The organism is Prochlorococcus marinus str. MIT 9313, assembly GCF_000011485.1.
Classification (GTDB): Bacteria; Cyanobacteriota; Cyanobacteriia; order PCC-6307; family Cyanobiaceae; genus Prochlorococcus; species Prochlorococcus marinus_D.
On sequence record NC_005071.1, the window covers coordinates 2,324,579 to 2,336,735 of the forward strand.

10 protein-coding genes, 1 tRNA gene and 1 pseudogene are annotated in these 12,157 nt (G+C 53.9%); 5 read left to right on the forward strand and 7 right to left on the reverse strand.

The window, feature by feature from the left end:
* Nucleotides 1-7: 7 nt before the first annotated feature.
* Nucleotides 8-676 (forward strand): pyridoxamine 5'-phosphate oxidase, encoded by a 669-nt coding sequence (gene pdxH, locus AKG35_RS11720; RefSeq protein ID WP_011131563.1) that lies wholly within the window; start codon nucleotides 8-10, stop codon nucleotides 674-676.
* 81 nt (nucleotides 677-757) lie between these two features.
* Entirely contained in the window at nucleotides 758-2,845 is a 2,088-nt protein-coding gene (locus AKG35_RS11725) for a 4Fe-4S binding protein (RefSeq protein WP_011131564.1), read from the forward strand.
* An 80-nt stretch (nucleotides 2,846-2,925) separates the two neighbouring features.
* On the opposite strand, the gene AKG35_RS11730 is transcribed toward AKG35_RS11725, so the two are convergent.
* Nucleotides 2,926-3,702, reverse strand: a complete 777-nt coding sequence (locus tag AKG35_RS11730) for a metal ABC transporter permease (protein ID WP_011131565.1) — start codon at nucleotides 3,700-3,702, stop codon at nucleotides 2,926-2,928.
* A complete protein-coding gene (locus AKG35_RS11735; protein WP_011131566.1) occupies nucleotides 3,695-4,372 on the reverse strand; it encodes a metal ABC transporter ATP-binding protein in 678 nt (225 codons plus the stop codon). The genes AKG35_RS11730 and AKG35_RS11735 overlap by 8 nt, the downstream gene beginning before the upstream one ends.
* 122 nt (nucleotides 4,373-4,494) lie before the next feature.
* On the opposite strand from AKG35_RS11735, the gene AKG35_RS11740 reads away from it, so the two are divergent.
* Together AKG35_RS11740 and AKG35_RS11745 are read left to right on the forward strand one after the other, a co-directional pair.
* Nucleotides 4,495-5,475: a metal ABC transporter substrate-binding protein gene (locus AKG35_RS11740; RefSeq protein WP_011131567.1), complete on the forward strand. Its 981-nt coding sequence runs from the start codon at nucleotides 4,495-4,497 to the stop codon at nucleotides 5,473-5,475.
* 53 nt (nucleotides 5,476-5,528) lie between these two features.
* Nucleotides 5,529-6,638 carry a hypothetical protein gene (locus AKG35_RS11745; protein WP_011131568.1) on the forward strand — a complete coding sequence of 370 codons (1,110 nt, stop codon included), beginning with the start codon at nucleotides 5,529-5,531 and terminating at the stop codon, nucleotides 6,636-6,638.
* Between the two features lie 15 nt (nucleotides 6,639-6,653).
* Here AKG35_RS11745 and AKG35_RS11750 read toward each other — a convergent pair whose 3' ends face one another.
* The 3 genes and pseudogenes from AKG35_RS11750 to AKG35_RS11760 form a co-directional block, all read right to left on the reverse strand.
* A complete protein-coding gene (locus AKG35_RS11750) occupies nucleotides 6,654-7,976 on the reverse strand; it encodes a hypothetical protein (RefSeq protein WP_011131569.1) in 1,323 nt (440 codons plus the stop codon).
* Nucleotides 7,973-8,627: pseudogene (locus AKG35_RS11755) on the reverse strand (TIGR03943 family putative permease subunit). The gene AKG35_RS11750 and the pseudogene AKG35_RS11755 overlap by 4 nt, the downstream one beginning before the upstream one ends.
* A gap of 13 nt (nucleotides 8,628-8,640) precedes the next feature.
* On the reverse strand, nucleotides 8,641-9,597 hold the full coding sequence (locus AKG35_RS11760) for a permease (RefSeq protein ID WP_011131571.1): 957 nt from the start codon (nucleotides 9,595-9,597) through the stop codon (nucleotides 8,641-8,643).
* An 830-nt stretch (nucleotides 9,598-10,427) separates the two neighbouring features.
* Between AKG35_RS11760 and AKG35_RS11765 the strand changes: the two genes are divergently transcribed.
* Nucleotides 10,428-10,832: a Fur family transcriptional regulator gene (locus tag AKG35_RS11765; protein WP_011131572.1), complete on the forward strand. Its 405-nt coding sequence runs from the start codon at nucleotides 10,428-10,430 to the stop codon at nucleotides 10,830-10,832.
* Nucleotides 10,833-11,011: 179 nt separating this feature from the next.
* On the opposite strand, the gene AKG35_RS11770 is transcribed toward AKG35_RS11765, so the two are convergent.
* Both AKG35_RS11770 and AKG35_RS11775 read right to left on the reverse strand, forming a co-directional pair.
* Nucleotides 11,012-11,362 (reverse strand): hypothetical protein, encoded by a 351-nt coding sequence (locus AKG35_RS11770; RefSeq protein ID WP_011131573.1) that lies wholly within the window; start codon nucleotides 11,360-11,362, stop codon nucleotides 11,012-11,014.
* Nucleotides 11,363-12,050: 688 nt separating this feature from the next.
* Nucleotides 12,051-12,122 (reverse strand) — tRNA-Val (locus AKG35_RS11775).
* Nucleotides 12,123-12,157: the final 35 nt, after the last annotated feature.

Below are 12,157 nucleotides of genomic sequence, written 5' to 3' on the forward strand. Positions count from 1 at the left end.
CGCTCCCATGGGTGCACCCTCCCCTGATCAAGACATAGCAGCGATTAGGCGGAATTACCAAAGAGCAAGCCTGCGCAGTGTCGACCTAGAGGCCGATCCAGTGGAGCAATTCCGTCGCTGGCTTCAGCAAGCCATCGCAGCTGATCTGCAAGAGTCCACAGCCATGGTGCTCAGCACCTTTGATGGCAAGCGCCCCAGTAGCCGCACAGTGCTGCTCAAAGCCTTTGACAAGCGCGGATTTGTGTTCTTCACCAATTACGGCAGCCGAAAAGCCGAAGACATTTCTGCGCATCCGAATGTGAGCCTGCTATTTCCCTGGTATGACCTTGAGCGGCAAGTCGCAATCATGGGCCCTGCTGAGCGCATCAGCAGAGCTGAATCTCAGGCCTATTTCAGCTCAAGACCCTTCGGGAGTCGCCTTGGGGTCTGGGTATCGCAGCAAAGCCAAGTAATCAGCTCGCGCCAGATCCTGGAAATGAAATGGCAAGAAATGAATCGTCGCTTCGCCAATGGTGAAGTACCCCTCCCTGAGTTCTGGGGTGGCTTTCGGGTGGCTCCGACTGAATTCGAATTCTGGCAGGGACGCGAGAACCGGCTAAACGATCGATTTCGCTACCGACCCCAACAAGACAGCAACCATGCGCAAACCTGGCGCATCGAGCGCTTGGCCCCATGAATTAATTGGTCAAGATGAGCTTGAGCCGCAATGGCTTGCTGTCAGCTTGGATGAGTTGGATGTCCGTCGTGTCTGATCGGTATGGAGTCCACCACCCCCAGCCATCAATGCATGATGCGGATGGCTCCCTACCTAATCGGTCGCCCACGCCGCGGCGTGGTGGGAGGCAGCCGTTATGCCTGCAAGTTACGGGAATCCATTCGCCAAGCAGCCAATGATCCAGAGCGCAAGCCAGTCTTAATCAGTGGTGAACCAGGCTTAGAAAAAGACAACATCGCCAGACTGGTGCATTTCGGCTCTGCCGATCGACGCCTTCTTTTGATGCGCTTCGATGCCAGCAACATACGAGGCCAAGGCGTTGAACTTTTTGGCAGAGAAGGCTCTCATGAACTGTCTCTGCTCGATTGCCTAGGGAATGGCAACCTTCTGATCGACTGCATTGATCTTGCAGAGCCTCAACTGCAAGCACGTCTGATTGCCCTTGCCACTGAAGGCCACCCTGCCTTCTCGGGGCGGATCTTGTTGACTGCCGAATCAAGCCTCAAAGAGCTAGAGGGGATAGCAACTCAGATCAGAGTGCCACCCTTAAGAGTGCGACGATCCGATCTGGGCGATTGGCTCCGTTACAGCCTGCGCCAGCGCAGCCCCAGTCTGGGCTGGAGTCGCCCTCCCGAGTTGCCCGAAGCAATTGTCAGGCGACTGCAAAGCCACGATTTCCCGAACAACATCCGCGAATTGGACAGCGTGGTGGAACGGGCCCTGCAACAAGCCCGCAGCCAGGCCGCGGCTGAGCAAGCAAGCGCTGCAATCACCATGGTCCTACCCGCAGCTTTGCCGGAAGACGTGTTCTGGGTGAACAGCCGGGAACCCAACCTGCGCTTTGAGATCTGGCGCTGGAAGCCTCAACTACGTCAGTTGATGCGCTCACCCCAACTCTGGAACGGCTTGCTTTTTGGGCTGGTGAGCTGGGTCTTCGTGCTAGTGAACCTGTGGCTGTGGTTTGGCCCACAAGACAGGGCACATAACAGCATGCTCAAATTTTTCTGGGCCTGGTGGTGGCCTCTGATCCTGCTGACTTACCCGCTAGTTGGGCGACTTTGGTGTGCAGTCTGTCCATTCATGGTCTGGGGCGAAATTGCTCAGAACAGCAAAAAGGCTCTCGCAAAATTGATCTCAACCTTGGGTTTACCTACTGGTTGGTTGCAACCAAGGCTCTGGCCCCATGGCGATCACGACAGTTGGGGCGCACCAGTTTTGGCGATAGGGTTCGCAGCGATCCTGATCTGGGAAGAGGTCTGGAACCTAGAAGACACAGCCCGACTCAGCAGTTACCTCTTGCTACTGATTACCTCAGGAGCTGTGCTGTGTTCACTGGTCTTCGAAAAGCGATTCTGGTGCCGCTATCTCTGCCCAGTTGGCGGCATGAATGGCCTATTCGCAAAGCTTTCGATCCTCGAATTACGTGCGCAATCGGGCACTTGCTCAGGGAGTTGCACGTCCTACGCCTGTTTCAAAGGAGGTCCTGCTGAAGGCGAAGGTATGGCTAGCGAAGGTTGCCCCCTGGGCACCCATCCAGCCCATCTCAGCGACAACCGCAACTGTGTCCTTTGTCTGACCTGCGCACAAGCATGCCCGCACCACTCCGTGCAATTGCGACTGCGGCCTCCAGCCGCAGATCTGCAACGCAGCATGCATGGTCCAAAAGGCGAGAAGGGATTGATCTTGGTGTTGGCCGGTGGAATCACCCTGCATCATTGGCAACGACTACTGGGCTGGTTGCCCCTGGCTCCAGAGTCTCTCCAGGAGGGGCCCCTTTTTGCGCGGCTGGTGTTTGCTGCACTAGCGCTAAGCCTGCCAGCAGCTGCAGGTCTGTGGGTGGAGCGTCGCTGGCTGTACACCGCCTTACCACTGTTATGGAGCGTGCTCTTGGCGCGTCATCTACCGATTGGCATGGCAGAGGCCGGCACTGTGTTGCCGATTGGTTGGCCTCAATGGAGCGCCAATCCCAAAGTGATTGGCTTCTGCCAGAGCTTGGCCATTGCGGTTGGTTGGCTTGGTTGTGTGGTGTTACTTCGGCGTCTAATCAGCCGCCAGCGACAACCCTGGTTAACAGCTAGCGGAGCATTGTTGGTCTTGGCGCTGGCTAGCCGCTGGGTAGTGCACATCTAAAAAGGAGAATCCCGATTAGCGAGGAGATGGCAGCTCCGAACAACTTTTGCCGTCAGTAGCGATGTCAATCTGAACCTTGGTCAACGGCGCCAAAAAAGCAACAACACCAGACAAAGCACCCCAATCAAAGGCCCCGGCGGCAGATCCAGCAAAATCGCCAGCATTAATCCGCCACTGCTCAGCAGCACACCAGTGCCAGCAGAGCGCAGCATCAAGACGCGCAGACTCTCGCTGCGATCAAGATTCACCAGCACAGGAGCGCAAAGCAGGGCAATCACAAGCACAACACCAACGGCAGTGATTGCGCTGATCACGACCAAAGCGGTGATCAGAATCGTGATGAAACGGATCTGCATGACCGGTCGTCGCGCCGCGATCGCTCCCTCCTGATCCACACCGAGAAACACAAGATCCTGATAACGACTGAGCAACAGCAGCAGCAAGGCAGCGGCAGCGATCATCGTCCGGATCACATCGCTACCGTTGCCAGCAAGCATGTCTCCAAAAAGAAGGGCTTCCAGATCGATTCGCGCTTGCAGCAGGGGCACCAGCAGCACCCCCAGGGCAGTGAAACCCGCCAGCACGGTGTTCATTGCGCCCTCCTCCCGGCCTTTGAAACGATGGTTGAGCTGTTCTGCCAGCAACGCACCCAGCAGACCGCTCAACAAACCACCGATTAGGGGATCCAGCTCGAATGCCAGCGCAAGCACCAGCCCTGGCAAGACCGAATGGGCCATCAGATTGGCTAAAAGGATGCGTCGCTGAGTAATCAGCAGAGCACCAGCCGTCGGGCAGATCACCCCAACCATCAGAGCCAGGATCAGTGGCGTTAACCACCAAACGCCAAAGTCATCCACAGCAGTGACTGCCCATCATGCAAGTCATGTCGGTGAGGTTCTGGCGAACTTCGTCGGGTGTGCCACAGGCAAGGACCGTGCCGTCGAGCACCACCACTCGGTCATAACTGTCGAGGGCACTGCCCCAATCATGGCTACTCACGAGTAGGGTTTGTCCCGATTCTGCTTGCTGGCGCATCACTGTGAGTAGATGTTCACGCGTCGGCGGGTCGATGGCGCTGCAAGGTTCATCGAGCAGCAAGATGCTGGTCTGCTGCATCAGTGCCCGTGCCAGCAGCACCCGCTGCTGCTGGCCTCCTGAAAGCCGGTCGAGCCGTCGAGCACCGAGCCCATTCAGCCCAACCTGATTGAGTAGCTGCTGCGCAGAAAGCTGCTGCCCTCGATTGCGCGTACGCAGTCTTCCCAACTCCACCATCTGCGTCACCGTGATCGGAAACGACCAGTCGATTGACGCCCGTTGTGGCATCAAAGCAATACTGCCGTTGCTTTCAATCGTGCCCTGATTCGCTCTAAGGCAACCCTGAATCAAATGAAGCAGGGTGGACTTACCAGCACCATTAGGACCGACGAGGGCTGTGAGCGTCCCAGAGTGAAGGTCAAGATCAACACTCTTGATGGCAGGGCAGTTGTCATAGTCATAGGAGACCCCTCGCACACTGAGGCTTGGCATCGCCGAGGCAATGCCAACATCCAACTGATGAAGAGCTTGGTCCTGTCTTGGAACTGAAACAAGAGAACGCACAGAACCCCGCCTAGTCATAAAAATGGGAATCATTCTCATTTTAGAGCATTTTGGCTTCAGCGCGCCGTATCACACCTTCAGCAATACACGCTCTACTTGTTCTAGCCACAGTCTCTGCTAATCCAGTTTCTGCACAGGCAAGTCAGCCAACCGTGGTCGCCATTGATGGTGTGCTCTGTGATCTCACTCGCACGCTTGTGGCCTCAGATGCCAAGGTGGTTTGCCTGATTCAACCGGGTAGCGATCCCCACAACTACCGGCTCAAGCCCAGTGATCGACAAGCTCTGAGCAGTGCAAGTTTGGTGTTGCACAACGGCTACAACCTCACCCCGAGTGCAAACAAAATCAGCGGTTCAGCCAAGGTTGTTGCCGTGGCGGAGAAAGCAATACCCACTACGGACCACGCAAACCACGACAACGGCCATGCGGAGCATGGTGCTCATGACCACGACGGCTCAGACCCCCATGTCTGGCACGATCCCGCCAACTCGGCCGCGATGGTGACCGTTATTGCTGAGCGTCTGGCTCCTATCCTGCCTGCAACGCAACAGTCTGCATTGGCTGCTCGGGCTGCAGAAGCGATTAACGTGCTCAATGCAGTTGGTGATTGGGGCGGCAAGCAGTTCGCAACGATTCCTGAGAATCAGCGCGTTCTCGTGAGTGAACACAAGGCTTATAGCCACCTCACGAATCGCTATGGGCTGAGACAAATCACCATGCTCGATTCCTTTACCACCGGAGGCGTTTTGCGCCCCTCTAGCCTTCGAACGATCACAGCTGAAGTGGAGGGGTCAGGCGCCCAAACCCTTTTTCCTGAATCTCTACCTGTCAGCAAGACCCTGCGCCGCATCAACCGCAGCACTGGACTACCCGTTTATAGCTCACCTCTGTTCGCAGATGGCCTCGCTCCCGATCGCTCCACAGTTGGCACGGCAACGCTAAACATTTGCACTGTGGTCCAAGGCCAAGGAGGCCAGTGTGATCAGGCCGCTGCCGATGAACTGATGGCGCGTTGGTCCGCGATTCGTTGAACAATCAATTTCACCTTTGTTGGATCCCTTTCAATTCATTCCTACACAAACCAATGTCTCATCGTCTCTTCAATCGGCCCAAGTTTTTACTTCTAGCGCTCCTACTTGCTCCAACAACGCTTGATGCCACCTTCTGCCGCCCCAGCTTTGCAGGTGGCAACCATGGCGGCGGTGGCGCAGAAGCGCTAGAGGCAGGTGAATTTCGTACATCACCCGTTCTCACCATCGAAGGCCATGGAGGGTTCGAAACCAACCTCGATGGCAGCCCGGAGCACTACGCCATCGATGGTTTGTTTGGCGTAGTGATGGAGTGGGGTCTTGGCAATAACGGTAGCTTCGCGATTGAAGCCGCCATTGGTCCAGCCCTGGTGTGGGGTGAAGCAGAGCACTTTTACGGCAAGGTTCATGTTGATGAGCATGACGAAGAGACGGATAGCCATAGCGACGATGACCATGCCGAGCATGACGATGACCATGACGACCATGGCGAGGAGCATGACGACGACCATGCCGAGCATGACGATGACCATGACGACCATGGCGAGGAGCATGACGACGACCATGCCGAGCATGACGATGACGATGAGCATGCTGGCCATGGGTCCCATGACACCGACTACAAGCGCTCCGATGTCCGCGGTTTCCTACAGGCGCGCTATGCCCCTAACGATCGCCTAAGCCTGTCGGTCTCTTGGAATCCCTACTACGTCACCAAGGATCAAGGCGAAGACATTAAGGGTCTGAAGAATGAACTAGGAGCGAAACTAGTTTGGGCACTGGGTGATGGAGATGTCAATTTTGCTCTCGGCGATCGCCTCGAAGACCTGATCGATGGCGTTTATCTCTCTATCGAGCATCGGCAGGGATGGGAATCGGATGGCACATGGATGGGCAACTACACCGATCCCCGTCTTGGAGTCGGTTTCAATGTCGACCTATTGAACATCAGCCTCAACGCTGGACCACGTTTCTACGTACCGGGCATCTACTCCGGACTCGAACAGCGCACCGATTTCGCAGGCGAACTGGAAGTTGCATATCCAGTGGGCAACAACACTGTTCTGTTCGCCCACTGGCAGCCCACCTACAGTTCAGAAGGAGGCTCAGGCTGGGGTGAAGGCTGGCAGCACCACATCGGCACCGGCGTCACATTCAGCTTCTAAGCCAACAGCGATAGATCACCCTGCGGACAACCAAAGTGCCTCCTTAATTCGTATTGGCAATACCTTGAGCCATTCAAGCGTGGTGGCATCCATCAGAGCCGCTCGACCTGCATCCCATCCTGGCTTGGTGACGGTCATCAACAACTGTTCGCCCACAGGGTCAAACTGCAGCATTGAACGTGGCTTAAAAGTCCATGGTGCTAGTTGGCGGCGGCCCAGTACCAAGCCGTCGCCATCCAGTAGAACAAGCTCATGTTGCATGCGGCGATCCTGCCTGCGACCAAGAACCGCCCAAACACGTTCGCCCCTGTTATCACAACTCAAGGCCAGCACTGACTCTTCGCCAAGCCAGAGCTGCTTAGGGGACAATCCTGGAATCACCAACTCAATGGAACGGCGATAGTCCGGCCAATGGCGGATGAGCACTGCCCTGCCCGTGGCTTGGCAGAAATCTCCGAGATCCCTTGCCCCGGGGAGGAGTTGGGGGGTCTTGTAGTTTTCAATCAATGGACGCAGTGTCAGCCCGTTGAAGGTGGGCACAACCGCTCCACCACCGGCCGGCAGCAGCTGGATCGGACCGGAGGCTTTGATCTCAAGGGTTCTTCTCTGGCCATCCGCTTTGATCAGTTCAGTGCGTCCACTTCCTGGAGTGAATCCTCCTGTTTGCGCAAGCAGGTCACCGTTCAGGTTGCTGCTGAGATCAGCAAAAAGATATTGCCCTGGCACTAATGGCATCAATTTCCCTGCCTTTGGAGCAGCGAGCTGATCGCGATGAGCCGTGATATTGCGTGGCAACAAAGGCAGCAAAAAGAGTCGTTGCTTCCAGTCCTTATCCCTTTCGATCAAGGCGGCTCCCTTGCCATTGCCAAGGGGAACAACTCTCTGAATCTGATTCAGCGTGGGGCTCAGGGGTATCCAACGCCCATCGCGGCTCTGGACTTGCAGTTGGTCTCCGCCATCCACCTGGCGATTCACTAACAGCCAGGGTCTCGGATCCCACCACCAGTGTTGGGGAGGTAGAGCCTGGGCTCGATGATCCTGTCCAGCAACCGTCAGCTGAATTGAAGCCTTGATTCTCTGATTGGCATCAATCAACAAACGCAGAAGATTGTTCTCCCCCTGCCAACGGTGAACTAGGTCCGGTTGTAGTTGACTATCTGCCGCCACGCTCCCCAGTTGCATCGGCCGACTGAAGCGAAGGTCAAGGGCAGCACTACCTGACTGAAGGGGCTGCGGTGTGCGTGACAGCAATCGGGGTGGACGGCTCAGCAGCAATTGCTGTTGCACCAGTACCAGAGCCGCGAAACTTGTTAGCAGCACCCACATCTTTTGCTTCATGGTTCCAGTGGTCGTTCCGGCCTTGGAATCGGGGTGATTGTCTCGGGAACCACAACGGCGACTCTCTGGCCCTGACGTGTTTCCACCTTCATATGCCCTTCAATCTTGAGCCACTGATTGACCTTGGGTTTAGCGTCCACTGGCCAGGACACCGGTAGACCTGCGAGGGGTGGCATCCGCCAGACAGCAGCGCACCGTAAGGCGTGCGATCTGGGCTGGCTGGTCGCCTCTATTGAGCACAAATCCACTGATGTTGACAGGATTGCCATCCACCAGATCCGGGTCAGGCTGGCTGCGCAATAGCCTTACCCAGTCCGTAAGCGTGCGCTGTTGAGGCGGCAGCACGAAAGCAAGATCCGGCGGTTCAAGTAGGCCTTGCGGGCGCGAGGCTGCCAGATCGCTGAAGGAAGGTTGAGGAGGCACTGCTAATACAAGGACTGCCATCCCAGCACTGGCCAGCCAGGGCCATGAGACTGATTCTTTCCGCTTGCGGCTTTTAAGTCCCACCATCACACCCGCAATCAGCAGCGCCACTCCTGAAGCACTGACAAGTTTGTGGAAGCCACCAGCGAGAAGGAGGTCGAGGCGACCTGAATGAACACTCCAGACCACCATCCATCCCCACAGCTGCAGAAGCAGGGCACGCATCATCGTTTTCTCCTGTTCAAAGTTGCCATAAATTGACCCACTGGCCGATGAGCAGCACGCCTAAACAGGCCACGATTGCCGTGATGCCAATCGCTTTTGGCCTGAGCAACACCGTGAACAAACCTGCAAGTTTCAGATCCACAACCGGACCCAATAACAGGAACGCCAGCAGGGCTCCTGGTGTCACCTGGGCAGCAAAGCCAAGGGCCAGAAAAGCATCCACGCTTGAGCACACCGAGACCACAATCGCCAGCAGCATTAACGCCACAATCGAGAGTGTCGGCGCGCTGCCTACCGCCAATAGCCAACTGCGTGGCAGCCAGCTCTGCACAAGGGCGGCGATCACACAACCGAGTACGAGTAGAGCAAGCAGGTCAAGAAATTCCCGGCTGCTTTGTTCCAGCACCTCACTGAGTTGAGGTCGCTTGATTCTCGTTGGTTGTGGATCGGGTAGCGCGGCTCCGATCAGCCCAGCGCCTCTTTCTAATAGGCCGATGCTGCTCAAGGGCTGGCTAAGACGCCGTTCTGCCAGTAGGGACGATTCAATCAATTGCGCTTCTGGTAGCTGCACCAAAAGAGCACTGAGTAACAAAGCGATGAGAAAGGCTCCCAGTGGTCTAGCAATCAGCAACCAAGACTGATCAGGGAAAGCGGCCCAGGTGCTGGCGAGAACAATCGGATTCAGGACTGGCGCTGCAAACAAAAAGCCAAAGGCTGTGCCCAAAGGAGCACCGCTGGCCAGCAAGCGGCGGGCGACAGGAACATTGCCACATTCACAAGCAGGTAGGGCAAAACCCATTAAGGCACCCGTGATCGGCGCTAGCAGTGGATGCCGGGGGAGACGTCCGATCCAGGCACTCTGGGGTACAAGCCAGCGGGCCAGGCCAGCAATGGTGACACCCAGCAACAGGAAGGGAATCGCTTCAAGCAGAAGGCCCTGAAATATCGCCCAGGCAGTGGCGAGCCTATCCATCTAGCTCAACTGTGCATGTGGCTGATTCTGCAGCAATGGAATTCTTTTGCAGAATTTTTCATGATATTGAATGGATCAGATTGAACACTTGTGCCCAGTGATCGCTGCTCATCATGTAATGACATGAGCACCCAAAACAACCTTAAAAACTACTTATAACCCACAGCAGAGGCTGACTCGCGTTAAGAATCAGACTAAGCTAATTGCCCTTTTGAGTTCAAAAGCTTGGCGGATATTCTTCCACTTGATTATCATGGGAGTGCTGCAAAAGCAAGCGCGAGAACTCTAATCAAGACGCTTCCAGATCCTATTGTCATGCAAAAAACAAAAGAACTTCCCTGGTCTGATAAATATTGTATGCTCTGATTAATCAGTGACAGTTTGAACAATCACGCGTTTGTTGCCACCTCCAACCCTTAAAGGGTGCTGACTTGATTAGCGATCGACGTAAGGGTCACTGAATTTACTACCACTTGAGAATAACGACCTTAAATATCTTGCAGGGCTGGCTTGATTTTCAATAAAAATATAAAAACTAGCCATTGATTCTGAATAATCGCGATGAATGACATATCAGTGAGTTAACTGCTGACACTGAATCACAAACAAAAGCTCTGACGAATGTCATTTCAAAATGAGGCAAAGAGTTTGTCAATCAAAGATTCTATATTCTCTTGAGATCAGCTTAAACATCTGCTGTTTGCATGAAATTGAATTCGTGCAATGGTCTTGCTCGTTGATTCTCTAGAATCATTTATTCAAAAAATTTGTCAAAAGCAATCCTCTTGCCAGCTCCTCTGAGCTAAAAGAGCAAGTGAACGAGCTCATCCATGCCTGTCGATCAAAGTCAGCCCACACTGCGGCAGAACCAACTTTTGAAAGAACTACGTTGCTGTTGCGATGAAATGAGCGGTCAGCAGCTGTATCGCGCCTTGCAGGACAGCCCCTATGCCATGGGACTTGCGACCGTATACAGAAACTTACGCCAGCTTCAACAACGAGGACTGGTGAGATGCCGACACCTACCTACAGGTGAAACCCTCTATGCGCCAGTGGAAAGGGACCTTCATCACCTCACATGCGTGGACTGCGGCAAAACGCTGCCGATCGAGCATTGCCCTTTGCACAACCTCAACATCCCGCAAGAGCAAAGTCATAATTTTCAGCTGATCTTCCACACACTTGAGTTCTTTGGTCACTGTGAGAGCTGCCAAAAGGATCAAACCCTGACCTGAAATCTCACTGAAGAAACGCTTAGGCAGCGGCCCAACCTCCTGCAAAGCTCATACATCAAAGCAATAAAAATGATCAACAAAAAAAGCTATCACCAGCAAATCAAATCACAGTTGAACAATTTAGCCATGCCACGATTCACATGGCATGTTAAATAGACCAGAGCACTTGCTACAAATAACTACTGTTCTTTTTCTATAAAACGAAAACCTCCACCACAAGCAGATGCTTCAGCTCCCTCAGGCAAACTAATCAAGAAACCGCCACCACTCAAATCTCCATAATAATTGAGGGTGAGACCGGAAAGTAAATGAAACTGGCCAACCGGTGCAAAAAGAGTGATGCCATCTGCTCGAGCGACAGGCACACCACCACATTCACCAGGCTGGAGTCGAATGTACAGCCAACCCTCATCGTAGGTGGCCTTAATCAAATCAAGGTGCATCAAGCCTGGCTTGCCGGCCAAAGCAGCCTGTCGAACCAACTCAGCTGCGGCGGTTGGCGTAATCCCTAGGCGCGGACCATTTTCCATCTCGAAGAATTAACGATGCATCACTATTGCATCCCTAGCGAAATTCTTCATTCTCAAGAAATCTAGCTCTGCAGTGGTCCCTTTCAGGCCTGGGACTTTGAAATCCTGCCTTGATCATGCGGGTCAGCCTTCATAGGTCTGAAGGGAGTTGTCATCAGACGCTCGCCTCATGCTGAATTGATAAGGATCATGATGAAGCCCTGCCTAAATGGGCAGAACAAGCAGAGGGTTCTAAACAGTGCAAGCAGATTGATTTGAGAGAATGGATGAACTGGGGCAATATTTATATTGCTACTCAATTGAAACATCGACTGCCTACCAGCAACTCCTCTCGACCTGGCTCAGGAAAAATTGGAGCATGACTTTGTTGCCCTAATCACCACTCATCATCAAGCAATATGCTTTGCAAAGACCATAAGCCGATGAGCACATTAAAAGCATGCTCAACTAAAGATTTCCGTTCGCGAAGGCTTAACTCATGGCCTCAAAAGTCAGATTCAAAGGCATTCATAATTAAAGATACAATGAAACATTTTTCAGGTGCATGTCTTGACACAAGACAAGGTGCAGAATTCAGCTTATTGGCTTGCCAATACCATCAGTTAGCAATCTCATTTTAGGCTCATTGAATTGAGTGAACAGCTTTTATGAGTTTTAGGCAAACCAAAAATTCATTGAGGCCAATGAATGGGCGATGCTGGGATCGAACCAGCGACATCCTGCTTGTAAGGCAGGCGCTCTACCGCTGAGCTAATCGCCCCTAGAGACAATTGTGCCCCAAGAGGTCAAGGTGGA